At 51.0% G+C, this 26,303-nt stretch carries 25 protein-coding genes; 21 read left to right on the top strand and 4 right to left on the bottom strand.

Going from position 1 to position 26,303, the window contains the following annotated elements:
• Both lptE and holA read left to right on the top strand, forming a co-directional pair.
• On the top strand, nucleotides 1-498 hold the full coding sequence (gene lptE, locus Q9L42_RS20105) for an LPS assembly lipoprotein LptE (RefSeq protein WP_305906614.1): 498 nt from the start codon (nucleotides 1-3) through the stop codon (nucleotides 496-498).
• 8 nt (nucleotides 499-506) lie between these two features.
• Nucleotides 507-1,532 carry a DNA polymerase III subunit delta gene (gene holA / locus Q9L42_RS20100; RefSeq protein ID WP_349431709.1) on the top strand — a complete coding sequence of 342 codons (1,026 nt, stop codon included), beginning with the start codon at nucleotides 507-509 and terminating at the stop codon, nucleotides 1,530-1,532.
• Here the strand turns inward: holA and Q9L42_RS20095 are convergent.
• The gene (locus Q9L42_RS20095) at nucleotides 1,513-2,190 is read right to left on the bottom strand and encodes a sensor histidine kinase (RefSeq protein ID WP_305906615.1); all 678 of its coding nucleotides are present in this window, start codon (nucleotides 2,188-2,190) and stop codon (nucleotides 1,513-1,515) included. The two genes, holA and Q9L42_RS20095, sit on opposite strands and share 20 nt — an antisense overlap.
• Nucleotides 2,180-3,820: a response regulator gene (locus Q9L42_RS20090; protein WP_349431708.1), complete on the bottom strand. Its 1,641-nt coding sequence runs from the start codon at nucleotides 3,818-3,820 to the stop codon at nucleotides 2,180-2,182. Before Q9L42_RS20090 ends, Q9L42_RS20095 begins: the two co-directional genes overlap by 11 nt.
• A gap of 153 nt (nucleotides 3,821-3,973) precedes the next feature.
• Between Q9L42_RS20090 and htpG the strand changes: the two genes are divergently transcribed.
• Entirely contained in the window at nucleotides 3,974-5,902 is a 1,929-nt protein-coding gene (gene htpG / locus Q9L42_RS20085) for a molecular chaperone HtpG (protein WP_305906618.1), read from the top strand.
• A gap of 394 nt (nucleotides 5,903-6,296) precedes the next feature.
• Nucleotides 6,297-6,623 carry a hypothetical protein gene (locus Q9L42_RS20080; protein ID WP_305906619.1) on the top strand — a complete coding sequence of 109 codons (327 nt, stop codon included), beginning with the start codon at nucleotides 6,297-6,299 and terminating at the stop codon, nucleotides 6,621-6,623.
• A 550-nt stretch (nucleotides 6,624-7,173) separates the two neighbouring features.
• Here Q9L42_RS20080 and Q9L42_RS20075 read toward each other — a convergent pair.
• Entirely contained in the window at nucleotides 7,174-7,923 is a 750-nt protein-coding gene (locus Q9L42_RS20075; protein ID WP_305906620.1) for a Mut7-C RNAse domain-containing protein, read from the bottom strand.
• Between the two features lie 175 nt (nucleotides 7,924-8,098).
• Between Q9L42_RS20075 and Q9L42_RS20070 the strand changes: the two genes are divergently transcribed.
• From Q9L42_RS20070 to tpx, 13 genes are all read left to right on the top strand, one after another.
• Nucleotides 8,099-8,914: an ATP-grasp domain-containing protein gene (locus Q9L42_RS20070; RefSeq protein ID WP_305906621.1), complete on the top strand. Its 816-nt coding sequence runs from the start codon at nucleotides 8,099-8,101 to the stop codon at nucleotides 8,912-8,914.
• A 296-nt stretch (nucleotides 8,915-9,210) separates the two neighbouring features.
• On the top strand, nucleotides 9,211-10,326 hold the full coding sequence (gene tgt, locus Q9L42_RS20065) for a tRNA guanosine(34) transglycosylase Tgt (RefSeq protein WP_305906622.1): 1,116 nt from the start codon (nucleotides 9,211-9,213) through the stop codon (nucleotides 10,324-10,326).
• A 430-nt stretch (nucleotides 10,327-10,756) separates the two neighbouring features.
• Nucleotides 10,757-11,116, top strand: coding sequence for a preprotein translocase subunit YajC (yajC, locus tag Q9L42_RS20060; RefSeq protein ID WP_349431707.1), 360 nt, complete (start codon nucleotides 10,757-10,759; stop codon nucleotides 11,114-11,116).
• A gap of 84 nt (nucleotides 11,117-11,200) precedes the next feature.
• Nucleotides 11,201-13,048, top strand: a complete 1,848-nt coding sequence (gene secD / locus Q9L42_RS20055) for a protein translocase subunit SecD (RefSeq protein WP_349431706.1) — start codon at nucleotides 11,201-11,203, stop codon at nucleotides 13,046-13,048.
• A 43-nt stretch (nucleotides 13,049-13,091) separates the two neighbouring features.
• Entirely contained in the window at nucleotides 13,092-14,018 is a 927-nt protein-coding gene (secF, locus tag Q9L42_RS20050; RefSeq protein WP_305906623.1) for a protein translocase subunit SecF, read from the top strand.
• Nucleotides 14,019-14,124: 106 nt separating this feature from the next.
• A complete protein-coding gene (gene ndk / locus Q9L42_RS20045; RefSeq protein ID WP_305906624.1) occupies nucleotides 14,125-14,556 on the top strand; it encodes a nucleoside-diphosphate kinase in 432 nt (143 codons plus the stop codon).
• The gene (rlmN, locus tag Q9L42_RS20040; protein ID WP_305906625.1) at nucleotides 14,531-15,646 is read left to right on the top strand and encodes a 23S rRNA (adenine(2503)-C(2))-methyltransferase RlmN; all 1,116 of its coding nucleotides are present in this window, start codon (nucleotides 14,531-14,533) and stop codon (nucleotides 15,644-15,646) included. The genes ndk and rlmN overlap by 26 nt, the downstream gene beginning before the upstream one ends.
• Entirely contained in the window at nucleotides 15,633-16,400 is a 768-nt protein-coding gene (pilW, locus tag Q9L42_RS20035; RefSeq protein WP_349431705.1) for a type IV pilus biogenesis/stability protein PilW, read from the top strand. The genes rlmN and pilW overlap by 14 nt, the downstream gene beginning before the upstream one ends.
• A gap of 35 nt (nucleotides 16,401-16,435) precedes the next feature.
• Nucleotides 16,436-17,743: a histidine--tRNA ligase gene (gene hisS, locus Q9L42_RS20030; protein ID WP_305906627.1), complete on the top strand. Its 1,308-nt coding sequence runs from the start codon at nucleotides 16,436-16,438 to the stop codon at nucleotides 17,741-17,743.
• 29 nt (nucleotides 17,744-17,772) lie between these two features.
• On the top strand, nucleotides 17,773-18,426 hold the full coding sequence (locus Q9L42_RS20025; protein ID WP_305906628.1) for a YfgM family protein: 654 nt from the start codon (nucleotides 17,773-17,775) through the stop codon (nucleotides 18,424-18,426).
• Between the two features lie 236 nt (nucleotides 18,427-18,662).
• Nucleotides 18,663-19,883, top strand: a complete 1,221-nt coding sequence (gene bamB, locus Q9L42_RS20020) for an outer membrane protein assembly factor BamB (protein ID WP_349431704.1) — start codon at nucleotides 18,663-18,665, stop codon at nucleotides 19,881-19,883.
• Complete coding sequence (gene der, locus Q9L42_RS20015; RefSeq protein WP_349431703.1) at nucleotides 19,883-21,280, top strand: ribosome biogenesis GTPase Der; 1,398 nt, start codon at nucleotides 19,883-19,885, stop codon at nucleotides 21,278-21,280. Before bamB ends, der begins: the two co-directional genes overlap by 1 nt.
• A gap of 17 nt (nucleotides 21,281-21,297) precedes the next feature.
• On the top strand, nucleotides 21,298-21,801 hold the full coding sequence (gene tpx, locus Q9L42_RS20010) for a thiol peroxidase (protein WP_305906630.1): 504 nt from the start codon (nucleotides 21,298-21,300) through the stop codon (nucleotides 21,799-21,801).
• A 44-nt stretch (nucleotides 21,802-21,845) separates the two neighbouring features.
• Here the strand turns inward: tpx and Q9L42_RS20005 are convergent, their stop codons facing one another.
• On the bottom strand, nucleotides 21,846-22,640 hold the full coding sequence (locus Q9L42_RS20005) for an inositol monophosphatase family protein (RefSeq protein ID WP_305906631.1): 795 nt from the start codon (nucleotides 22,638-22,640) through the stop codon (nucleotides 21,846-21,848).
• 306 nt (nucleotides 22,641-22,946) lie between these two features.
• Between Q9L42_RS20005 and Q9L42_RS20000 the strand changes: the two genes are divergently transcribed.
• From Q9L42_RS20000 to Q9L42_RS19985, 4 genes are all read left to right on the top strand, one after another.
• Complete coding sequence (locus tag Q9L42_RS20000) at nucleotides 22,947-23,687, top strand: RNA methyltransferase (protein WP_305906632.1); 741 nt, start codon at nucleotides 22,947-22,949, stop codon at nucleotides 23,685-23,687.
• Nucleotides 23,680-24,432 carry a serine O-acetyltransferase gene (gene cysE, locus Q9L42_RS19995; RefSeq protein ID WP_305906633.1) on the top strand — a complete coding sequence of 251 codons (753 nt, stop codon included), beginning with the start codon at nucleotides 23,680-23,682 and terminating at the stop codon, nucleotides 24,430-24,432. The genes Q9L42_RS20000 and cysE overlap by 8 nt, the downstream gene beginning before the upstream one ends.
• Nucleotides 24,433-24,705: 273 nt before the next feature.
• Complete coding sequence (locus tag Q9L42_RS19990; protein WP_305906634.1) at nucleotides 24,706-25,191, top strand: Fe-S cluster assembly transcription factor; 486 nt, start codon at nucleotides 24,706-24,708, stop codon at nucleotides 25,189-25,191.
• Nucleotides 25,192-26,292, top strand: a complete 1,101-nt coding sequence (locus Q9L42_RS19985; RefSeq protein WP_349431702.1) for a cysteine desulfurase family protein — start codon at nucleotides 25,192-25,194, stop codon at nucleotides 26,290-26,292. It abuts the gene before it with no gap.
• Nucleotides 26,293-26,303: the final 11 nt, after the last annotated feature.

Genomic DNA, 26,303 nt, shown 5'->3' with positions numbered 1-26,303 from the left:
ATGGGAAATCAATTAATCCGTCACGCCGCATTTTTTGCGGTGATGTTGCTGTCGACAGCCTGTGGCTATCATTTGCGCGGCGCCCTCGATATACCCGAGGAAATGAAAAATATCTATATCGAAGGCGCCAGCGCGTCATTGCGTGACGAAATCAATTTGTCGCTGAAATCAGCCGATGGGCAATTGGTCAGTTCGACTGAAGAGGCCAGCATGGTCATCAAGGTGATCCGCGATGACATGAGAAGGCGAGTGTTGTCACTGAATTCGGCCGGTAAGGCCACCGAATTCGAATTGAATTACACGGTCAGGTTCATGTTGCTCGATCCTACGGGGCAGATTTTGATGGACCAGCAGGAAGTGGAAATCAACCGAGATTTCTTCAATGACCAGGTAGATATTCTGGCCAAAAGCAATGAAGAAGCGGTGATCCGCGATGAAATCTACCGTCAGGCGGTGCGGGCTATTGTCATGCGCGCCCGAGCGGTGCTGAAAAATTAATCTCGAAGATGCGTTTAAAACTTGAACAGCTCAGTTCCGCCTTGCAAAAGTCGCTGGCGCCTATCTATCTGCTCTGTGGCGAGGAACCCTTGCAGATCGGCGAGGCGGCCGACGAAATCCGCACCTTTGCCAGGCAAGCCGGCTATAGCGTACGCGAGGTGCTTTCCGTCGAGGGAAATTTCGATTGGCAGCAATTGAGCGACGAGGCTGATTCGCTGTCCATTTTCGCCGAAAAAAAAATCATCGATCTGCGCTTGCCTACCGGTAAGCCGGGTACAGATGGGGCGAAGGCCTTGCTTGCCTACTGTGAAAGGCTTCCTGCCGATACCCTATTATTGATCAGCTGCGGTAGGTTGGCCTCAGCTGCGCAAAAATCGCGCTGGTTTCAGGCCATAGACAAGGCCGGCGCCGTGATTCAGGTCTGGCCTTTACAAGGCCCCGATCTGGTGCAGTGGCTGCAGCGCAGGGGGCAAAAAAAGGGCATGCAAATTGTTCCCGAGGCTTTGAAGCTGTTGGCCTCGCGTATCGAAGGTAATTTGCTGGCGGCGGCACAAGAGATCGAAAAACTTTATATCTTGCATGGCGCCAAGCCTATTTCCCGTCAGGACGTCGAAGACCTGGTGGCCGACAGCGCTCGTTTCGATGTATTCAAGTTGCAGGACAGCCTGTTGGCGGCCCGCAGCAATCGCGGCGTGAAGATCCTGAACGGTCTGAAGGCGGAAGGCGTCGCCGAACCGGTGGTGTTGTGGGCCTTGAGTCGGGAAGCCAGGACGCTATTGACGCTAAAAAAAGACTTGACTAAAGGCGGGCGGAAAGACAGTGTATTGGCCAAGCATCACATCTGGGATAAGCGCAAGTCGCTGGTTAGCGCGGCATTGACTCGCCTGACAGAAGCCGATCTGGAAGATATTCTGCTGTTATGCGCTAAAGCGGATCAGCAGATCAAGGGACAAAGACGAGGCAATAGCTGGGAAACGCTGTACGCCATCTGTCTGCGCTTTTGTTCGTTGCCGGTCATGGCAGAAACAGCCTGAAACGCGCCCCGCCGAGGCGGCTCTGATTGTCGATGCGAATATAGCCTTGTTTGTCGCCGTTCTGGTGCAGCGAGGCGATTGTCGCGACGAAATAAAGACCCAGGCCGGTACTACCGCTGACCCAGTCCATCTGTTCGTGGTCGGTTGGGTCGATGCTTAGTAATTCATCGGGATAGCCTGCGCCGTCATCCTCTATCGTTAAGCAAACATAGTCTCCGTGTTGATCAGCGGAAAGCGCTACCTGGCTGAGGCTATAGCGCTGCGAGTTATTGAAGATGGTGCCCAGGGCATTGCTGATATGGGTATAGTCGCAGAAACTCATGAGTTCATCCGGGCACTGCACCGTCAGCTTGATATCGTTCATTTTCAGCAAAGGGGCTTGCTGAGCCTGCACTTCATCGAGGATGTCCTGGAGCGGATATTCATCGATATCGAGATTGAATTTATCGTTATCGATCTTGTATAGGGCCAGCAGTTGCATCATGCTGTGATTCATGCGATTGGCTTCGAATTCCAGCTGCATGAAATCCGGATCGTTGTGCTGACGGCTCGCGGCAATATGATGGATGCGGTCCTGCAATATTCCCAGCGAGTTTTTGATGTCGTGCACCGTCGACGCCAGAATGGTGGAAAAATGTTGCTTCGTGTTACGCGGCATCGTGATTATTTGCGGGTCGAGCATGGGTGAGTCTGGAGAATTCCATTTGCATCGTGCCGATTTTATCATGGGCCACGCCGACTTGCTTGGCTCTTTTGAGCAGCGAATGGGCGAGCAATATTTTCTCTTCACTGGGACCTGCGGTCTTTAGATCATGCAGGGCGATTCGGGCCATGTTGAGGATAATGGTTTTGTTTTTCGGCATTTTGGCCGCCGCCCGTTCCAACAAGGTCATGGCCTCATGCGATTTTCCCTGCTTGAATAGCGAAACGCCCTGGTTGTTGATGTCGATCAGTTCCTGCTTGGTTTTCTGAATCAAAATTTCCGAATGATTATCGCGGCCGACGCTGCTTTGCATGGTGCGGATATCGTCCATAAACTGATCGTCGTCGATATGATTCTTGATCAAGGATTCGAGGATATGATCGGCGGTTTCCTGGTCATCGTTCAAAAAGCAGGCTTTGACCAGGTCCAACTGCAGGTCTTTCGGCATGTTTTTGCCGAGTTCCTCGCTGAGCGTGCGCACCTTGGCAAACGATTCCCGGGACAGCTTGTCATCACCCAGTTGTTGATAGAGTTCGGTTTCCAACGTGGCGGCGCGTAGTTCGGCCTCCGGGTTGTTGATATACTCCTGACGCATGTCGTCTAGCGTTTTGAGCGCTTGTTTACTGGCATGGGTTTTGGAATACAGTTTTGCCAGACTGGAAAAGTCGCTGCTGGACTTGTGTATCGAATGTTTGCCTAACTTGACGACCGTTTTGTAGGCCTGTTCGGCGATGTCTACGTTGTTGTTTTGATCTGCGGTTGCGGCCAGCTTCTTTTGTCTGAGTATCGATGTCGGCGATAGGTCTACGGCTTGAGTTAAAATTTCTTGGGCTTGCAAGGGCTGCTCGTCCGCTTGATAGGCTTTGCTTAGCCAGTCATAACTGTCCATGAATAGCGGATTGCTGTGGATCAGGCCTTCGAACGTGGCGATGGCTTGGTCGAGGTTGCGGCGTTGCAAATCGATGATCCCCAGCCCCAATCTGGCCCAAGGCAATTCGCGTTCCGCCAACACTTCGTGATAAATTTCCCCGGCCTTGGTCAGGTCGCCGACATTAAGCGCCAGCTCACCGCGAATCTTCAGCAGCGGCATGCGCATTCTTTTGTCGTCTTCGTTAAGCAGTCTGTCGCAATGATGGATGGCCAGGGCTAGGTTGCCGCGGTCGATTTCCCGTTCCACCGGGTGCAGATACTCCTTGCGCCTGAAATTTTTTTGCAGTCGGGTCAGCAACTGCAGCGCATTGAAGGGCTTGGTCAGATATTCGTCCGGTTTGTTTTCCATCGCGCCCAGCACCATGCCCGGCGCCTGTTCGCTGCTGATGATGATGAACACGGTGGTGAAAGGCAGAATTTTACGTAAACGCGCTTCCTCCAGCACCTGTTGGCCGTTTTTGCCGTTTCCTAGGTTGTAATCACATAATATGACGTCAAATTTTCCCCTGGCGATTTCTTTCAGGGCGTTCAGGCCGTTGTCGGCCTCGGCGATATTTTGGATTTCCAAGGTGCCCAGCATATCCTTGATGGCCTTGCGCATGACCGGATAGTCTTCGACAATCAGTATTTTTTTGGAGGATAAATTGAGCTTCATAACATGGCCAATCCGGTGTTCAAGGCATACGATCCTGAAAATCAGGTCTATCGTTAATTTTAACTTTAGTTTTCGAGCTGTCTACACTTGAAAAATAAAAATACTGTCCCCAATTTAAAGGCAATCCGTTTTTAAATTCAAATAGAGAGAAAAATGACTGTTGAGGCAAAAAAAGAAACCCTAGGTTTTCAAACCGAAGTTAAGCATTTACTGCATTTAATGATCCACTCTTTATATAGTAATAAAGAGATTTTTTTGCGTGAACTGATTTCCAACGGTTCCGATGCCGCCGATAAACTGCGCTTTGAGGCGTTGTCCAATGACGCTCTATACGAAGGAGATCCCGAGTTGAAAATCCGTCTGGATTTCGACAAAGACGCCAAAACGATTACCGTCAGCGATAACGGTATCGGCATGAGTCGGGACGAAGTTCAAGAGCATATCGGCACCATCGCCAAATCGGGCACTAAACAGTTTTTCGAACGGTTAACCGGCGATCAGGCTAAAGACAGTGAGTTGATTGGTCAGTTCGGGGTAGGCTTTTATTCCGCTTTCATCGTCGCCGACAAGGTGACTCTGACCACCCGTAAAGCCGGCGAGCAGGAAGCGGTACGCTGGGAATCAACCGGCGAAGGCGAGTATACGCTGGAAACGGTGGAAAAACCGGGGCGCGGCACCGAGATCGTCTTGCATTTGAAAGAAGGCGAAGAGGAATTTCTGGACGGTTTTCGCTTGCGTTCCATCGTCAAGAAATTCTCCGACCATATTTCGATTCCGGTGGTCATGGACAAAGAAATTCCGGCAGAGACCGACGAAGAAGGCAATGAAACAGCGCCGGCGCGAGTCGAGGAAGAAACCGTCAACAGCGCTTCGGCATTATGGACGCAATCCAGAGATAAGATCAGCGAAGAAGAATACAACGAATTCTACAAACATGTCGGTCACGACTTTCAGGATCCTTTGACCTATGTCCACAGCAAGGTGGAAGGCACCAACGAATACACGCTGCTGCTGTATGTGCCTTCACGTGCACCGTTCGATCTGTGGGATAGGGACGCCAAACACGGCGTTAAATTGTATATCCGTAAGGTGTTCATTACCGATGACGCCGAACAATTGATGCCGCGTTATCTGCGTTTTATCCGCGGCGTGATCGATGCGGACTCATTGCCGCTGAATGTGTCGCGGGAAATTCTCCAGCAAAGCAAGCAAATCAGCGCGATCAAGGCCGGTGCGGTCAAGAAAGTGCTAGGACTGTTGGAAAGCATGGCGAAAGACGATGCCGAGAAATACGCGACTTTCTGGGAGCAGTTCGGTAATGTGATCAAGGAAGGACCGGTCGAAGATCATAAAAACAAGGATCGCGTCGCCAATTTGTTGCGTTTCTCGTCGACCCATACCGACAGCGCCAAACAAGACGTGTCACTGGCCGATTACGTCAGCCGCATGAAAGAGGGTCAAGATAAGATCTATTATGTCACCGCAGACAGCTTTTCGGCGGCGAAAAACAGTCCGCACCTGGAAATCTTCCGTAAAAAAGGCATCGAAGTATTGTTGCTGTCCGATCGTGTCGACGAATGGCTGGTGTCCAGCTTGACCGAATTCGACGGTAAACACCTGCAGTCCGTCGCTAAAGGCGAGCTGGACCTGGAAAAATTCGATAGTGAAGAAGAGAAAAAGGAGCAGGAAGAAGTCAGCAAAGACTATGAATCGGTGCTGAAACAGATCAAGGAAGTGTTGGGCGACAAAGTCAACGACGTCAAGATCAGTCATCGTCTGACCGATTCTCCCGCCTGTCTGGTGACCGGCGCTTACGACATGAGCCTGAACATGGAACGGATCATGAAAGAGGCCGGCCAATCGATGAATATGATGGGCATGGGAGGCAGCAAGCCGACATTGGAAATCAATCCGAGTCATGCCTTGGTGAACGCGATCAAGGATGAGCAGGACGACGAACGCTTCGCCGACATCACCAATATTCTGTTCGATCAAGCCATCCTCAGCGAAGGCGGCCAGCTGGATGACCCGGCGGCATTCGTCCATAAGCTGAATGCCTTGTTGCAGGGATTGTTGAAGTAACGACAGCAAAAAAAGAAAGGCCGGTTTTTAACCGGCCTTTTTTATGGTTAGATAGTGTCAGTTAATATGCGTTTTGTTAAAGAGTGTAAGCGGAACGCAACTTCGGCTATTATTTTAAAACCCTGTTAAATCAGCAATTCCCATCAGTTTGAGTATTTTTGCGGTGTTTAGGGCATGGGGTGTGTCTGTCGAGGAGCGCCGTAAACCCATCCCTGGGGGCTTGACGGCAGCATCCTTGCTGCCGACATCCTCGCCAAACACACCCCATGCCCTTTTTGAACGCCAAAGTGGGAATTGCTGCTGTTAAATCTTAAGAGAAAAATATGAATAGATTTATGCTATCTCTGCTGTTGTCTACGCCATATTGGCGGCCTCCGCGCAAATGCCTCAGAACATGATGGACCAGGCGAAAATGCAGCAAATGATGCAACAAATGCAAAATATGCAGCGCTGTATGCAAGGCATCGATCAAGCTGAAATGAAGGCTTTGGAGCAACGCGGTAGAACGATGGAAGCAGAACTCAGAGGGCTTTGCGCTCAAGGCAAACGTGAGGAGGCGCAAACGGCGGCATTGGAATTTGCGATGGAAACAGCAGAGAATTCCGCCTTGCAGACGATGAAAAAATGCGGCGAACAAATGCAAGGCTTGCTTCCTGATTTACCATTAGGCCCCTCTAGAAATGATCTTAAAGACAGACATGTCTGCGATGGTATGCAATAAAGAAATTGGCTGCGCCATAAGCGAGGCTTTGCGCCATGCGACTGGCTATCAATCCCTATGACTCCCGCCATTTATGCCGTCAAGAAAGCCAAGCTTGTCCATAAGGTTCATGAATATGCCTATGAACCGTCGAATTTTTGATGCGCTTCACGCTGTTCAAAATCCGAAGGCAAGACGGTGTTTTGCGTAGGAGCGCCGCCCTCGGCGCGAAAAGAGCCATTCGGCCCGAGGGCGGGCCTCCTACGGGCAAGTCGCCCTTGCGCGAAAAGCAAGTAGCCCGCATGTCGTTATGCGAAGACGGCAGCATCCCTACTGTCGAAAACCTAACAGGAACAGTCTCTGTATCAGGTAGCCTGTGGTTTATATAGCCATTTTCGTAACTATTCAGTATCTTTCGGGTTTTAGGCAGTAGGTCATTGATTTCTCGGGACGCGTGAATACTTCCATGTAAGCTCTGACTGCAACGTCCTGTTGCAGACAGCCGGATAAATCAATAACCTACTCCCTCTTAGTAAAACTACGCTGAATAATTACGCCATTGCCATTTTATTTAATCGGGCTCTGATTCGATGAGTTCCTTCAACAATAGTTGGGCCCTGTCATAGTGACTGCCCCGCCAATAGACCTGGCCGCAGCGATCGCATCTTTTGAAGTCACGATAATGTTCTCGGGTCAGGGGCTCCAGACGTTCCAATACTTGTTTCTTATTGACGTCGACTAAGACGCTATTGCAGCGCATACAGCGGCTGAAAGGCTTAACGGCTCGATAAAGGTCGAAGCGGCGCAGGATTACTTTGACTTGTTCCCGCGGCAGCGACGCGCGGACGAAATAGCCGTGCGTGATGATTTTTCGGCGCAGCAGCAGGCGATCGCGGGTCAAGACGATGCGCCGCTGCCGGTTGGCTATCTCAGCGACTTCAACATCCCGATAATCATTGCGGTAAAGACAGTCGAAACCTAGCAGGCGCAGATAGCGCGCTAAACGGCCCAAGTTGCTGTCAACGACAAAACGGGGCTGGCGCAGCGGTTTGTCCCGCAAGCGCAGAAGGGGGCTGATATCGAGACTCTCAAACTGCGGATAAATGCTGATGCGGTCGTTATCTTGTACGGCATAGGAAAAATCGACAGAGACGCCGTTGACCAGGATCAATTCCACTTCGGTATGCGGAACTCCTAGCGATTCGATGACATCCTTGACCGAAGCGTTACGGTTAAGGGTATGCAAAAATTCGGTTTTACGTTGTTCAGGCCGGAGGAAATCGTTCAGTTCTTCATAAAATCTTAAATGCAGTGTAGGCATATTAGTTCATGGCTAATTGGCTTTTAAGCTCGTATCAATCGCCCTGTTCGTCCATGCATAGGGGTGTGAGATTATGGGCAGTTCGAAATTATTTTATGACCCGGCTCAATAAAAAGCTTGAAAAACTTTAAACGCGACTTAAAATCGCCCGGTTACTGATTTTAGCGATGTTGAGATGAAACTGATTTCATTTGATGCTTTACGGACATTGGGTATTCCAAATCAAACTTATATCAAACCCGAGCTCATGTTTGTCAAGCTCGATACCATTGTAGATGCGGATGGTGTTTTATTTCCTCAATACTGGCAGCTCAATCCACTGATCTATGGCTTGAAGGCGCGGATATTTCCCAATCAGGCGACTTATTTGATCGGACACAATAAGATTGAAATGACGCGCTGCTTCAAGACGGTGGCGCCGGCCAATGTGCCGTTTACGTTGATAGAAGCCAATTCGACTGTTAATGCCGAGCGGATATGGGAACAAATGCACCTGCCGTTCGTCGCCAAGATTCCTAAAAGCAGTATGGGGCAGGGTGTCTATTTAATCGAAACCCAACAGCAATGGCGGCAGTACTTGCAGGTGGCGCCGGTCATTTATGCTCAGGAATATCTGGAGATAGATAGAGACCTAAGGGTGATCTGGGTGGGCGACAGGGTCGTTTATGGCTACTGGCGGCTGCAAGCTGAGGGCGGTTTCTACAACAATATCGCGAGGGGCGGGACAATTGAAGACGCCGTTGTGCCGATTGAAGCGCGGCGCTTGGTCAGGCGTCTGGCGCGGAGCCTGGAAATTAACTATGGTGGTTTTGATATTGCGATGGTCGGTTCTCATCCATATGTGTTCGAATTCAACCGTCTCTTCGGCAACCAAGGCGTCGCAAATAAGAAGAGCAAGATCAATGAGGCCTTGCTCGGTTATCTGGATAAAGAATGGGGAGATTCAGATCCCGGCAGACCACGCACACCGCCTTTGTCTGTCGCCAGTTGAGGGCTTTCTATGGTTCGAAATGGATGAATCGTCAGCAGAGGCTTTCGACAACGCCAATCTCGAGACATTGACGGCGACGCCGATACGGCCCGACAGATCCCAGGGGCGTTAAAACGATGGCTTTGTCTTCTCCCTGCACCTAAATGCCCCTAAACACAGCAAAAATGCTCAAGCTGGGAAAGTTTGCTGCAGATGTTTTTGCCGTCAGTATAACTGACAGATTTTTTGTCAGTCTTATATAATAGACGATTTTGTTGATCGTCTTTATTGTCCATTCGGAGTTTTTCCATTTAACCATGCAATTTGATTTAATTAACACCGACGGCCATGCGCGTCGCGGACGGCTGACGTTTGCCCGTGGCGTGGTAGAGACGCCGATCTTCATGCCGGTAGGCACATATGGTACCGTCAAGTCGATGACCCCGGACGAGCTAACCGGCATCGGCGCGCAGATCATCCTCGGCAATACCTTTCATCTGATGTTGCGCCCCGGCATGGATGTAATCAAAGAGCATGGCGGATTGCATGGTTTCATGGGCTGGGATAAGCCGATACTGACCGATTCCGGCGGCTTTCAGGTATTCAGTCTTGGCGCCTTGCGCAAGATCACCGAGCAAGGGGTAACCTTTCAATCGCCCGTCAATGGCAGCGCCATCTTCATGGGGCCGGAAGAATCGATGCAAGTGCAACGCGATCTGGGCTCCGATATCGTGATGATTTTTGATGAATGCACTCCGTATCCGGCGACGGTAAAGGAAGCCGCCGATTCGATGCGCTTATCATTACGCTGGGCGGAACGCAGTAAAAAAGCCCATGGCGACAATCCGTCGGCGTTGTTCGGTATCGTACAAGGCGGCATGTACGAGCACCTTCGCCAGGAATCGATCGAAGGTCTGGTCGATATCGGTTTCGATGGTTATGCCATCGGCGGGCTTTCGGTCGGCGAACCGAAAGAAGAGATGTTGGCGACCCTGGAGGCGCTACAACCAAAAATGCCGGTTGATAAGCCGCGTTATCTAATGGGGGTAGGCACGCCGGAAGACCTAGTGGAAGCAGTGCGGCGCGGCGTCGATATGTTCGACTGCGTGATGCCGACTCGCAATGCCCGTAACGGCCATTTGTTTACCCGTCAGGGAGTGATTAAAATCCGCAACAGCAAATATCAGTTCGATACCCGGCCGTTGGATGAACAGTGCGGGTGCTATACCTGCCGCAATTATTCGCGCTCTTATCTGCGTCATTTGGATAAGTGTAAGGAAATGTTGGGTCCGCGGCTCAACACCATTCATAACCTGTACTATTATTTGGAGCTGATGCAAGGTTTGCGCGATGCGATTTCAGAGCAACGGTTGGATGGTTTTGTCAAGGAGTTTTACCTGCAACGAGGAAAAAGCGCACAGGCTGTGGCATAATAACGAGATTTTTCTGCTTGAATGCCGAGCGAGATTGTATCCAGCTTGGCATTCTGCAGTTTTTTTCAGCAGGTCATTGATTTCCAGGGATGGGGGTAGATATCCCACTAAGCGCTATCAGCAACGTCTGACCGCCAGGGAGGGTGGAAATGCCACACCGGTCGGGAACCGGTGAGGTAGACCGCCAGGGAGGGTGGAAATGCCACACCGGTCGGGAGCCGGTGAGGTAGACCGCCAGGGAGGGTGGAAATGCCGCACCGGTCGGGAACCGATGAGGTAGACCGCCAGGGAGAGTGGACATGTCAATTTTGCAGGAGCAAAGATTTGGTTGTTGCGGACGGCTCGATAAATCAATAACCTACTCCCTTTTCTGCAAATAACGCAGAATAACGATTTAAATTTTATATAACGATAACAATTGAGGATTACAATGAGTTTCTTTATCTCTGATGCGATGGCTGAAGCGGCGGCCCCCGCGGTTCAACAACCAGGATTTGAGGGCATGATATTCCCGTTGGGAATTTTGATTTTTTTCTATTTTCTGTTTATTCGCCCTCAATCCAAGCGCAATAAAGAGCAAAAGCAAATGTTGGCCGCGCTATCGAAGGGCGCCGAAGTAGTGACCTCGGGCGGTATTTTGGGCAAGGTGGAGGATTTGGATGAAAACTTCGTCAAACTGGAAGTTGCCGACAACAGCTTTATCCAGGTACAGCGCCACGCGATCGCCAATATGATGCCTAAAGGCACCTATAAAGCATTGAATAAAAAAGTCTCGAAGCCAAACAAATAATTTACGAGCTTTATTTTAACCGCAGATGGCCTGGCCGCTCATTTTTAGCCGCCGGGCCATAGCTGTTTTATTGATGGAAAAAAAATGCAAAACCGGTTCCCTATTTGGAAAAATACTCTGATTCTGATCGTTCTGTTGATCGGAATTATTTATGCGTTGCCCAATCTGTTCGGTAACGACCCTTCGGTGCAATTATCTTCTTCGACGGTAACGCCGCTTGAGCAGACGCAGGCGAATGAAGTCGAGGCCAGTATTAAAAGCGCTGGTTTAGCGGTCAAGTCGTTCGAATTCGCCGATGGCCGGATTTTAGCCCGTTTTAAAAATACCGATGACCAATTGAAGGCGGCCGATATGTTGCGCGACAAAATGGGCAACGATGTCACCGTGGCGCTAAATCTGGCGCCGGCGACTCCGGCCTGGTTAAGCGCGTTGGGGGCTGAGCCGATGTATCTGGGACTGGATTTGCGCGGCGGCGTGCACTTCTTGTTGGAAGTGGATATGAAGGCGGCGATCAAGCAAGCCGAAGAGCGTTACAACAACGATATTCGTTCGGCCTTGCGCGCGGCCAAGGTGCGTTACCGCTCGGTGAGCAATGAAGAGGGCGCGATCAAAGTTGTGCTTAGAAACGCCGATGACAAGCTCGCCGCTCTGGATCTGATGGCCAAAGATTTTCGCAATCTCGATGTCGTCGAATCGGAGGAAGGTTTCGAATTCAACGCGACGATTGGCGAAAATGAGTTAAGGGAAATCAAGAAATTTGCCCTGGCGCAAAACATAACTACGTTGCGTAACCGGGTCAACGAAATCGGCGTCGCGGAGCCGGTGATTCAGCAACAGGGCGACAACCGCATCGTCGTTCAGTTGCCTGGCGTGCAGGATACCACCCGGGCTAAGGAAATTCTCGGCACGACGGCGACGCTGGAATACCGTTTGGTCGATGTCGAACATGATGTAGCGAAAGCCGTGCAGGGGCGAGTGCCGGTCGGCAGCCGTTTATATTACGAAAAGAATGGCAACCCCATTCTGCTGAAGCGTCGAGTAATCGTCACCGGTGATCAGATTGTCGACGCTTCTTCCGGTCTGGATCAGAACGGTTCGGCCGCGGTTTTTATTACCTTGAATGGAGTCGGCGCCAAGAAAATGGGCAAGATGACCCAGGCTAATATCGGCAAGCCGATGGCGGTCGTGTTCATCGAATATAAAACCGAGACGCGAGTCGTCAATGGCGAAAAAGTTCGGCATAAGGTCAAAGAGGAAAAGGTCATCAGCGTGGCGACCATCCGTGATGCCTTCAGCAAACGTTTCCAAACCACGGGCCTGGACAGTACCCAGGAGGCAAGAACCCTGGCGTTGTTATTGAGGGCTGGCGCGCTGGCGGCGCCGGTTGATATCGTCGAAGAACGCACCGTCGGACCTAGCCTAGGGCAGGACAATATCGACAAAGGCATGATGTCGGTCGTCGTCGGTCTGTTGTTGGTGCTGGTGTTTATGGGCGTTTATTACAAGGTTTTCGGCTTGGTGGCCAATGTCGCGCTGGCGTTTAATTTGGTCGCTATCGTCGCCCTGCTGTCGCTGCTGCAGGCGACGCTGACCTTGCCGGGTATCGCCGGTATCGTTTTGACGGTGGGCATGGCCGTGGATGCCAACGTGCTGATTTTCGAACGGATCAAGGAGGAGATCCGTGTGGGTAATACGCCTCAGTCCAGTATCTACACCGGTTATGAGAAGGCCTTTGTGACCATTTTGGATGCCAATATTACGACTTTACTGGTCGCATTGGTGTTGTTCGGCTTTGGCACCGGCCCGATTAAGGGTTTTGCCGTGACTCTGTCGATCGGTATCCTGACGTCGATGTTTACCGCGATCATGGGAACCCGGATGTTGATTAATTGGCTCTACGGTAATCGCCGGGTTGAAAAACTGTCGATTTAATGACGCAAGCCCTTACATAAAGACCTACAGATAAAAGAAGAACATGTTTAAACAAGAAATTGATTTTTTAGGCAAGCGTAAACTGGCGCTGATTTTTTCCAGTTTGCTGTTGGTGATGTCGATCGTTTCGTTAGCGCTAAACGGCTTGAAACTGGGCATCGATTTTACCGGCGGCACGTTGGTGGAAGTCGGCTATGATCAAGCGGCCGATTTGTCGGCTTTACGCGCCTCGCTGGATGAAGCCGGATTCGCCGATGCGACAGTGCAAAATTTTGGTACTGCAAAGGATGTGTTGATTCGGATCAAACCCGATGAAAATCTGAGCAGCTCTGAGCTTAGCACGCAAGTGTTGGAAGCGATCAATAAGAATGTCGCCGATCCGGCGGAACTGCGCCGGGTTGAATTTGTCGGACCCCAAGTGGGCGATGATCTGGCCGAAGATGGCGGCTTAGCACTGCTGTATTCAGTATTTGGCATATTGATATATGTGGCTTGGCGCTTCGAGTATAAATTTTCATTAGGTTCGGTTGCCGCGTTAGTCCACGACGTTATTATCACACTGGGCGTCTTTTCGGCGTTTGCCATGGAGTTTGACTTGACGGTATTGGCGGCCATTTTGGCGGTCATCGGTTACTCGTTGAACGATACCATCGTGGTCTATGACCGCATCCGGGAAAACTTTCGCAAGTTGCGCAAGGGCGATTCGGAACAAATCATGAACGCCTCCTTGAATCAGACTTTGAACCGGACGTTGATGACCTCGCTGACGACGGCGCTGGTGCTGCTTGCGCTGGCCTTCCTGGGCGGCGAGATCATTCATAACTTCGCCTTGGCCTTGTTGATCGGCGTGGTGATCGGGACTTATTCGTCGATTTATGTCGCCAGCCCCGTCGTATTGGCCTTAGGGATCAGCAAAGATGACCTGATGATTCCGGAAAAGGAAGGTGTAGATATCGATGAGATGCCTTAAAAGGCGCTCGGCACGGCACCGGCAAAAAAAATATAGCTTGAAAAGCTTATTCGCTATAATGGTCGATTATTTTATTTTTACTTAAGCAAACTGGAGTTTGAAAAAAATGGCAATTGAACGTACGTTCTCAATTATTAAACCTGATGCGGTCGCCAAAAATGTCATTGGTGAAGTTGTCAGCCGTTTCGAAAAAAACGGCCTGAGAATCGTGGCATCCAAAATGCTGCAATTGACAAAAGAACAGGCGGAAGGTTTTTACGCTGTTCACAAAGAACGTCCTTTTTTCAATGATCTGGTGTCATTCATGATTTCAGGCCCGGTAGTGGTGCAAGTATTGGAAGGAGAAAACGCGGTATTGAAAAATCGTGAACTGATGGGCGCAACCAATCCTGCGGAAGCCGCGCCTGGAACCATACGCGCCGATTTCGCCCAAAGCATCGACGAAAATGCGGTACACGGTTCCGATGCTCCGGAAACCGCGAAAGAAGAAATCGCTTTCTTTTTCTCAGAAGATGAAATCTGCGAACGCATCCGTTAAGTCGGAAAAAATCAATCTTCTCGATTTCGACAGAAAAGGTCTGCAGGCCTTTTTTGTCGAGATGGGAGAAAAACCGTTTCGGGCGACTCAGTTGCTGAAATGGATTTATCAGGAAGGGGTCGAGGATTTCGATCAAATGACCAACCTGAGCAAATCGCTGCGCGCCTGGCTGAAAGAGCGTTGCTGCATTAAGGCGCCGGAGATTATTGTCGAACAAAAAGCCAGCGACGGCACCTGTAAATGGGCCATACAGATGAGCTGCGGTAACCGGGTCGAAACGGTGTTCATCCCCGAAGAAAAACGCGGCACCCTGTGCGTCTCTTCTCAGGTGGGCTGTGCGCTGGCTTGCACGTTTTGCTCAACTGCGCAGCAAGGCTTTAACCGCAACTTAAAGATTTCCGAAATTATCGGTCAGCTGTATGTGGCGCAAAAAAGGCTGGGCGCCCATAACAGAATCACCAATGTCGTGATGATGGGGATGGGCGAACCCTTATTGAATTTCGATAATGTCGTTGCCGCGATGAACTTGATGATGGATGATTTCTGTTACGGTTTGTCGAAGCGGCGGGTCACCGTCAGCACTTCCGGCGTTGTGCCGGCGATGCGGCGCTTGAATGAGGTCTGCGACGTCAGCATGGCGGTGTCATTGCATGCCGCTACCGATAAGTTGCGCGACGTGTTGGTGCCGATCAACCAGAAGTATCCGTTGCAAGAACTGATGGAGGCATGTCGCGATTACGCCAGACGAGGACCGCGTAAACACATCACCTTCGAATATGTGATGTTGGACGGCATCAATGATACCGTTCAGGATGCGAAGGCGCTGATCACTCTGTTGAGCCATGTGCCTTCCAAAGTCAACCTGATTCCGTTCAATCCTTTTCCGCAATCGCATTACCGTTGTTCCTCGCCGGAAACGATTTTACGCTTCCGCGATCGTTTGCATAAAGCCGGGATCGTCACGACGATACGCAAAACCCGCGGTGACGACATCGATGCCGCTTGCGGTCAATTGGTCGGGCAGGTTAAAGATAAGAGCCGAAGGCACTTGAAAATTCGACAGATGGAGGCGGAGCGTGTTGCTAATTAAAGCCGTTAAATTAGTCGCGATCGGCGCATTTTGCACGATGCTGGGGGGGTGCGTGTCGAGTTCCGGTAGCAAGGATGCGCTCAGTGATCAGGAGCAGGCGGCGCTTAATTTGCAGATGGGGACGCGTTATCTGGATATGGGCATGTTGCAAGTGGCCAAGGAAAAGTTGGAAAAAGCTCGGGAATTGGATTCCGGAAATGCCAATATATACAATGCCCTGGCCGTTTTGCATGAGCGCATCGAGCAATTCGGAGCGGCCCGCGAGTATTATCAAGAGGCATTGGCGCTAGACCCTGATAACCCCAGCAGCAAAAATAACTACGGTCGCTTCCTTTGCGAGCAAGGAAATTATAGCGAGGGCGTGGTTTTGTTGGAGCAAACGGTGCAAATGCCGTTGAATAACCGCAAATGGATTGCTTTTACCAACTTAGGGCTTTGTTATGTGCAACTGAATCAGTCCGAGCAAGCCGAACGGGCATTTCGCCAGGCCTTGGAGTTGCAACCCGATTATGCGCCGGCATTGTTGGAAATGCAGCGCATCAGTTATCAGCAAAGAAATTATATGTCGGCTCGGGCTTTTCTCGAACGTTATCTCGGCGTTTCCCAGCATACCCCTAAGACTCTTTGGATAGCCGTCCAGACGGAGAGGGCGTTGGGAAACCGGAAGCTAGTCGAAAAATATCAGCAGCAATTATTGACCTTGTTCCCCGGATCCGAGCAGGCGCAGCAGGTCAGAACGGCGGTTAATCGTTAGCCCGTTTTTTTCAAGTACAATTCGTAAACGACTCAATGGCAAAAAAACAGCAGGCAATTCAGGCTATCCGTGGGATGCACGATATCCTACCGGAACATTCTCCACGTTGGCATAAGGTTGAAGCAGCTATCAGAGAGGTCGTCGACAGTTACGGCTATCAGGAAATACGTTTGCCGATCGTTGAGAAAACCGAATTGTTCAAGCGCTCCATCGGCGAAGTCACCGACATCGTCGAAAAGGAAATGTATACCTTCGACGATCGTAATGGCGACTCGTTGACGTTAAGGCCGGAAGGAACCGCCGGTTGTTTAAGGGCTTGTCTAGAACATGGTTTGTTGCATAATCAGGTTCATCGACTGTGGTATTGCGGGCCGATGTTCAGACATGAACGACCGCAAAAGGGCCGTTACCGTCAGTTTTATCAGTTGGGTGTGGAAACTTACGGCATGGCCGGTCCGGATATCGATGCGGAAATGATTCTACTCAGTGAACGTTTGTGGAAAAAACTGGGCATCCGCAACAAGGTCGAACTGCAGCTGAATTCATTGGGCACCAGCGAGGAGCGGGCCGCTTACCGGGAAAAATTGGTCGATTACTTCAAGGCCCATCTGGAGCTATTGGATGACGACAGTTTACGCCGGCTGGAAACCAATCCGCTGAGAATTCTGGATAGCAAAAATCCGGACATGAAGCAACTGATCGCCGAGGCGCCGGAATTGATGGATTATCTCGGCGAAGACAGCCGCAACCATTTCCATGCATTGACGGCGACCCTGGATGATCTAGGCGTTTCATATGTCTTGAATTCACGTTTGGTGCGCGGGTTGGATTATTACGGCAAAACGGTCTTTGAATGGGTTACCGATGAATTGGGCGCGCAGGGGACGATTTGCGCCGGCGGACGTTATGACGGCCTGATCGAACAATTGGGCGGCAAAACCAATCATGCGATCGGTTTTGCCTTGGGCATGGAAAGGTTGTTGGCGCTGGTGGAAATGCAGGCCGATTTCAAGGTCGATCCGATGGTAGACGCCTATATGATTCGGGTTGGAACGGACGCGGAAAAAGTCGGCATGCGTGTCGCCGAACAGCTCAGAACGGAACTGAGTGGTCTGAAACTGCAGGTGCATTGCGGTGGCGGAAGTTTTAAGAGTCAGTTCAAGAAAGCCGATAAAAGCGGCGCCGAATACGCCGTGATCATCGGCGATGAGGAAGCTGCGCGCGGTGAAGTCAGTCTGAAGCCGTTGCGTACCGGAGAGGAGCAACAGAATATGCCCGTTCCCGAGCTGGTTGGAGCTTTAAAAGGCTGGCTGGCGCGTAGGAATAGCCGTTCGGCAAGCTGAATTTTTAAAGAAAACGATAGAGAAAAACCGTGGAAATATACGAGACAGAAGAACAACAGGTCGAAGCCTTAAAGCGCTGGTGGAAAACCAATGGCGGGTCTATGATTGCCGGGGTAGTCGCGGCATTGGTTCTGGTCGGTGGCTGGAATTTCTGGCGCAGTTATCAGCAAGATAAGCTGAATCAGGCATCCGCCCAGTATCAACAATTGCTGGAAGCGGCCGAGCAAGGCAAGCATCAGTCGGTGGAGAAAATCGCTGAACGCCTGTCCGAGCAATACGACTCAACGCCTTATTCGGCATTTGCCGGCTTGATGTTGGCTAAAAGTAAGGTGGAACAGGGCGACCTGGAAGCCGCTAAAGCGTCATTACAACAACTGATGCAAAATGCGGATAGTGATGAGCTCAAAAATGTTGCCCGGATCAGATTGGTTAGGTTAATGTTGGCGACTGGCGACTATGAAGCAGGATTGAAGCTGATCGCGGAAGCCGATCCGACGGCGACCGAGGGATTTGGCGCCAGTTATCAAGAACTGAAAGGGGATTTGTATGTCGCGATGGAGCGTCTGGGCGAGGCTAGAACCGCCTATCAAAGCGCCTTGAGGTCAGGGCAGGGTTCGCCGTTATTGCAGTTCAAACTGGATGACATAAGCGCGGCGGAAATTGTTGAAAATCCTGCGCCCTAACGCAATTTCTTATTGAATGCTCCCCGATTCGTTCTTTTCCCAGCAAGGAAAAGAAATGATGCTTTTAACTTGAGGATACGCCGATGGATCCGGTTCCGGGTTTATCGGCGCCCGGTCAAGGAAAGATATATCCATTCATCTCGTACTGCTGGCGGTGCGGACTTGATCGGTAGTCGCTTAACAGTATTGAGAATAAACGGCCCTATGTTGAAAGTTTTACCCCGAAAAATTCCATCATGCTGAAAAACCATAAGCTTCTTAAACTGTTGTTGCCTTTGTTGTGGGCGGCATTGCCGTTGCTGAACGGTTGTGCCGCGCTTGAGGCCGGCAAGGAGCTGGTCGGCAGCGCCAGCAGTTATTTCCTGGGAGGTGAGGATAATACCGAACCGCCTGCGCCGTTAACCGAATACGAAGCGGAAATCGAAATCGAACGCTTATGGCGGGAAAGCACCGGTGATGGGACCGATGACCAGTACCTGAAGCTGGCTGTCTCGGTCAGTTATGGCAAGGTTTTAAGCGCGGATCGCGGAGGCTTGATTATCGCTAGGGACAGTCAAACCGGCGAGGTGGTTTGGGAAACGGAAACCGATTTCGCCTTTTCAGCCGGTCCGGGCAGCGGCATCGAAACGGTGATCATGGGGACCAGCAACGCCGAAGTGGTTGCCTTCGATATCGACAGCGGCGAGCAAAAATGGGTCACGGAGGTTTCCAGCGAGGTGCTGGCGGTCCCGGTGATCGCACAAGGCAAGGTCCTTGTTCGCACCATCGATGGCAAGATTATCGCGCTCAGTGAAAAGGACGGCAGTCAACAATGGGTGTTCGAACGCAATGTGCCGGCCTTGAGCATTCGCGGCACCGGCTCCCCGATCATCGTCGAAGACAATGTGATCGCCGGCTATGCCAATGGCAAGATCATGGCGTTGCGACTCGACGATGGCAAGAATATCTGGGAGACCAGTATCGCGATACCCAGCGGTCGCTCGGAAGTCGAGCGTCTAGTCGATCTGGACGTGGACCCGGTGGCGACCGAAGGCGTTATTTTCATCGCCAGTTATCAGGGCGGCACCTCGGCGGTGCTGGAGATCGATGGCGACGTGCTGTGGCATAACGAAGACGTTTCTTCCTATTCCGGCATCAGCTACGACTGGCGCTATCTCTATGTCAGCGATAGCAGCAGCGATGTCTGGCAGCTGGACCAGCGCAACGGCGCGGCGCTATGGAAGCAAGATGCACTGCGTTTCCGCAGACTGACGACGCCGGTCGCCTATGATAATTTTGTCGTCGTCGGCGATTTTGCCGGTTATGTCCATTGGTTGGCGGGGAGCGACGGCAGACAATTAGGGCGCACGCAGGTGACGGAGGCGGCGATCGAGGCTCGGCCGGTAGTGGTCGACAATACCGTTTATATTTATGCAAAAGACGGCACCTTGGCCGCTTACAAAGTAAGAAAAAAATAATGTTACCTGTTATCGCACTGGTCGGCCGGCCTAATGTCGGCAAATCCACCTTATTCAATTATTTAACCCGCAGCCGGGAAGCACTGGTTGCCGATTATCCCGGTTTGACCCGCGATCGGCAGTATGGACGCGTCAAACGAGGCAAGCGTGATTGTCTGGTCGTAGATACAGGCGGTATTGCCGATGACGGCAACGGCATAGAAGGCTTTGCCAGAAAACAGGTGGAAACCGCGTTGCAGGAAGCGGATGTCGTCTTTTTTATGGTCGATGCCCGGGCCGGCCTCAGCGCTTCCGATCAGGAGATTGCCGATACATTGCGCAAGCTCGATAAGCCGGTGGTTCTGGTCGCTAATAAAATAGACGGCATCAATGCCGACTTGGCCTGTGCCGATTTTTATGACATGGCGCTAGGTGAGCCGGTACAGATTGCCGCCTCGCATGGAAGGGGCGTCAAGGAGCTGTTGGCGCGTATCGATGCACTGTTGCCAGAGGAGGTTGAGGAAGAGGTCGAAGAGGAAGATCAGGGCATCGGCATCGCCGTCGTAGGTCGACCGAATGTCGGTAAATCGACGCTGGTCAATCGTCTGCTCGGCGAGGAACGCGTCGTCGTCTACGATGAAGCCGGGACGACACGGGACAGCATCTATATTCCGTTCGAGCGCAATGAGCAGAAATTTACCCTGATAGATACCGCCGGCATGCGGCGCAGAGCCAAGGTTTCGTTGGCGATAGAAAAATTTAGCATCATCAAGTCGCTGCAGGCGATCGAAAAAGCCAATGTCGTGATCTATCTGATCGATGCCCGCGAGGGCGTCACCGAGCAGGATGCGCATTTGTTGGGCTTGGTGCTGGAAGCCGGCAGGGCCTTGATTATCGGTCTGAATAAGTGGGACGGCATTAGCCCCGAGCAAAAGGACATGATCAAAAAACAGATCGAGATCAAGCTGCCGTTTTTGGATTTCGCCGAAAAACACCCGATTTCGGCATTGCATGGCAGTGGTGTCGGAAAACTGTTCGATGTGGTGCATGATTTGTATGAGGCGGCGATGATAGACATGTCGACACCGATTCTGACGCGTATCCTCAACGATGCGTTGGCGGCTCATCAGCCGCCTATGGTGCGAGGGCGCCGAATCAAGCTGAAATATGCCCATCAGGGTGGACGCAATCCACCGGTCGTGGTGGTGCATGGCGTACAGACCGATTCCTTGCCGGGCTCCTATAAGCGCTATTTAATGAATTATTATCGTGAGCAACTGGGCTTGAGAGGGACGCCGGTCAGGCTGGTGTTCAAGTCGCCGGAGAACCCGTTTCAGGGACAGAAAAACAAATTAACCGAGCGTCAGTTGAAAAAACGTAAACGACTGGCCGGTTTCAAAAAAAGAAAGAGACCCTAATTTAAAGGTGAAGAGAGATGGCAACAATTACTTTCCAAGGCAAGCCCATTCACACGTCAGGAGATCTGCCGGCGGTCGGCAGTCAGGCGCCCGATTTCAAGTTGGTCAGCAACAGATTGAAGGAAGTGTCTCTAGCCAATTATGCCGGCAAAAGGAAAGTATTGAATATCGTGCCTAGTCTGGATACGCCGACCTGCCAGACATCTACCCGGAAATTCAACGAGAAGGCCGCCCGCTTGGAAAATACCGTGGTTTTGGTGATCTCGGCCGATCTGCCTTTTGCCCAGAGCCGCTTTTGTGAAGCTGAAGGCATCAAGGATGTCATTCCGTTATCGACGTTTCGGTCCAGCTTCGGCAAGGATTATGGCGTTGAATTAACCGACAGCGTGCTGGCCGGTCTGACCGCGCGTGCGGTTGTGCTTCTCAATGAGGACGACAAGGTCGTTTACACCGAGTTGGTCAGTGAAATCGCCGACGAGCCTAACTATGAGGAAGTCTGGGACGCATTGAAGGATATATAAAAGACGAAAGGGTATGCGCTTCATACCCTTTGCCTGATTTGGTTTTATTTCAATTTGTCGGGGACGTGTGGCTCGATTTTCTGATACATCAGCTGATGCATTTTTGGGTTGCCGGTAATGACGTTGCCGGATTGCAGGTATTTGTTGTTGAAGGAAAAATCGGTGACCACGCCGCCGGCTTCCTGAATCAACAACAAACCGGCCGCCATGTCCCATTCCTGTAAACCGATTTCCCAGAAACCATCCAGTCGCCCACAGGCCACATAGGCCAGGTCGAGGGCCGCCGATCCCGCGCGTCTTATGCCGGAGGTGGCGGTGCATAGGGGGCGGAACATCGCCAGATAGGAATCCAGATATTCATCGCTTTTAAACGGAAATCCGGTGCCCAGCAAGGCGCCCTGCAGACTGGCGTGTCGACCCACCCTGATACGACGGTTATTCAGCATGGCTCCGCCGCCGCGTTCGGCGGTAAACAATTCGTCTCTGGAAGGGTCGTAGACGACACCCAGTTCGATTTTACCTTTGACTTTTAACGCGATAGAGACGGCATACTGGGGAAAACCATGGAGGAAATTGGTGGTGCCGTCCAGCGGGTCTATGACCCACTGGTGATCATTGCCTTCATGTTCGCCGCTTTCCTCGGCCAGAATGGCATGGTCGGGAAAGGCGGCGCGTAAGACTTTGATGATTTCCTGTTCGGCCTGAAAGTCGACTTCCGAAACGAAATCGTGCTGGCTTTTCTTGTTAATGGTCAGCTGACCAACATTGTCGGCGGAACGTTGAATCAGATCGCCGGCGTTTCTTGCCGCACGGACGGCAATATTAAGCATTGGGTGCATAGATTGATTTTTATAGAGCAATTGGATAATGGCTATAGGATAGCAAATTTTTGTGTCTAACGATTATGTATTCTTAGCTTTTTCGCAATTCTCAGGCCGAGTATTTCGAGCGTTTTAGCGATGTTTAGGGTCTGGGTGAACCCATTCTTGGGGGCTTGGCGGCGGTATCCCTACCGCCGACATCCTCGTCAAACACATCCCAGATCCTCTTTGTTATCTAAATTGGGAATTGCTTCTTTTGCTCAAAAATACGCTGCATAAATGCATTTTTGATAGAATCATCGATTTTTAACACGGGTTACGCCATTGCTGTCTAAATTTAAAATTGTGCTGGTGGAAACATCGCATCCAGGCAATATCGGTGCCGTTGCGCGAGCGATGAAGAATATGAGCATGGAGAATCTTTGTTTGGTTGCGCCTAAGATTTTTCCAAGCGCCGATGCGACGGCGCGTGCTTCCGGCGCTAATGATATCTTGAGTTCGCTGGAAAGATGTGAGACGTTGGAGCAGGCCGTTGCCGATTGTCATGTCGTCGTCGGCGCCAGCGCCCGGGATCGGACCATCAGTTGGCCGGAACTGGCGGTTCGGGAATGTGCGGAAAAATTTGTCTCCGCTGCGTTCAGCGATGTTCGTATTGCGCTGGTGTTCGGACGGGAAAATTCCGGATTGAAGAATCATGAATTGGATTTGTGTCAGTATTTGCTGCGTATCCCTTGTAATCCGGATTTCAGTTCACTGAATTTGGCCGCCGCGGTGCAGGTGGTTTGTTATGAATTGTTTATCGCTGCCGGTGACTATCGGCAGCCCGAGATAGGGGATAGAGGCGCAGATCCATTGGCGACCGCGGAGCAAATGGAATTTTTTTATCAGCATCTGCATCAAACGATGCAAGATATCGGTTTTCTGCATCCCGATAAGTCAAAAACCATCATGCGGCGTCTGCGGAGGATTTTTAATCGCACACATCTAGATGTTAAAGAATTGGATATACTCAGAGGAATCCTACGCTTTTCCCAAAATCATAATGTCAAGAAAGGAAATGATTAACCGAATCAAAGAAGAAATTAACTGCGTTTTTGATCGCGACCCGGCCGCACAATCGGTATTTGAAGTAGTCACCGCTTATCCCGGATTCCATGCGCTGCTGATACACCGTTTGAGCCATGCTTGCTGGCGACACGGGTTTCGCTGGCTGGGGCGCTTTACTTCTCATATCGGCAGGTGGCTGACCGGAATAGAAATTCATCCGGGGGCAACCATAGGCCGGCGTTTCTTTATCGATCATGGCATGGGGGTCGTGATCGGTGAAACGGCGGTGATAGGCGATGACTGCACCATTTACCATGGCGTGACGCTGGGCGGCACAACCTGGAATAAAGGCAAGCGCCATCCGACCTTGCGTAATGGCGTCGTCATCGGCGCCGGCGCCAAGGTGCTGGGGCCGATTGAAATCGGTGAAGGCGCTCGGGTCGGTTCAAATTCGGTGGTGGTGAAACCGGTGCCGGCTGGTAAGACCGTGGTGGGCATCCCCGCGCATATTATCGAGCGTAAGGCCAAGAGGAAGGTGGCCAATCGCGATGAGATCGCGACTAAAATGGGCTTTGACGCCTATGGAGCCACTGCCGATATGCCGGATCCGGTCGCTAATGCGATCAATCACATGCTTGATCATATCCATCAAATGGATAAGCAGTTAGAAGGGATGAAGCGAGTGCTGAATGAAGCCGGCATAGAATATAATGAACAGGCGATTCCCGAGTTGGATAATTATGCCATCAAGGATAATGATTAAATTACCCGAGTTCGGTTTAATCACGCAGCATCAGCATTCAATTATTCACTAACTGGCGGCCTGCAAGGCATAGTCGCTTAGGCTGTTAATCAGCAAAAACTGGGTCCGGACTCACTAAATAAATGCTCTTTAGCAGGGGGGCAATGGATCATGCAAACAGTCTGATAAATCAATAACCTGTCGAGGATCAAAAAATTGCATCTGAATAGTTGACTAAAATACTAGGTTTTATTATAGTGTCCTTACATTCATTAGGTATATAAGGATCTTTCAGTGCGACTAACAACTAAAGGGCGTTATGCGGTGACCGCGATGCTGGATCTGGCTTTTCATAGCCAAAGTAGACCGGTAACGTTGACTGATATCGCGACCAGACAAACTATTTCTTTATCTTACCTGGAGCAGTTATTTGCTCGTCTGCGTAAAGCCGGCATGGTTAAAGGGGTCAGAGGCCCCGGAGGGGGCTATAAACTGAGCCGCTGCGCCGAAGAAATTAATATAGCCGAAATTATTGCCGCCGTAGATGAGCAGGTCGATTCGACGAAATGCGGCGGTAAAGGCAATTGCCAGAATAATCAGCATTGCTTGACTCATGACTTGTGGATGGGGCTCAGCGATCAGATTCGGGGTTATTTGCGGGGCATCAGTTTGGGGTCCTTGCTGGAAAGAGAACTGGTTTCTGAAGTAGCCAAGCGCCAGGATAGAGACCTCGAACAGACGATCGAGATTCAAAGCAAACAGGAAAATATTCCGGTTTAAATGATCTATTTCGATCATAACGCCACGACTCCGCTCGACGAGCGGGTGTTGGAGGCGATGCTGCCTTATCTACAGTCTTTTTACGGCAATCCGTCCAGCCTGTATCGCCTCGGACGAATTGCGCGCAGCGCAATCGAGACAGCCCGCGAACAAGTTGCCGCCTTGGTCGACGTGCATCCATCGCAGGTGGTTTTTACCAGTGGCGGGACCGAAGCCAATAATCTCGCCTTAAACAATATCCCCAACGATGCCAACGTGGCGGTTTCCGCCATCGAACATCCCTCCATTATCGAGCCATTGATGAACCGGAGGGATCGTTTTCAACAAATCAATCTGATCGGAGTCGACGAAATGGGGCGGGTAAAAACCTCGGCTATCGATAGCTTGGCGTTGAAAAACAATGATTTTGTCTCCATTATGCTGGCTAATAATGAAACCGGCGTGATTCAGGACATAGCCGCCTTAAGCGCAAGACTCAAGCCCTTGGGGGTCACGGTGCATAGCGACGCCGTGCAGGCATTGGGAAAGATTCCGGTATCTTTTGCCGAATTGGGGATCGATCTGATGTCGCTATCCAGTCACAAAATTTATGGACCCAAGGGCTGCGGGGCGTTGCTCGCGGCGAAAGGGTTTGATCTTAAGCCGTTGCTGTTGGGCGGGGGACAGGAAAATAATTGTCGTTCCGGGACGGAGAATGTCGCCGCTATTGTAGGGTTCGGCAAAGCTGCGGAGCTGGCCAAAACAGAAATGGCGGAGCGCCGGCAAAAGGCATTGTTATTGCGCGATCAATTGCAACAAGCCTTGCTGGAACTGCCCGGCGTGGTTATTTTTTCCCGGGAAGCGGAACGACTGCCGAATACCGTGCAGATGTCGATAGCAGGGATGGACGGGGAAATGCTATTGATGCAGTTGGATCGAAAAAATATTGCGGTTTCCAGTGGGTCGGCCTGCGCTGCCGCGGGCGGTCAGCCTAGTCCGGTTTTGACGGCGATGGGGGTGGACGAATCGACCGCAAAAGGCGCAATTCGTATCAGTTTGGGTAAAGATAGTTCTGAACAGGACGTTATTGAATTTATCTCGGTTTTAAACGGTCTATTTTAAACTTAGATTTT

The organism is Methylomarinum sp. Ch1-1 (assembly GCF_030717995.2).
Taxonomy (GTDB): domain Bacteria; phylum Pseudomonadota; class Gammaproteobacteria; order Methylococcales; family Methylomonadaceae; genus Methylomarinum; species Methylomarinum roseum.
This window is presented reverse-complemented; position numbering and strand designations above follow the sequence as displayed.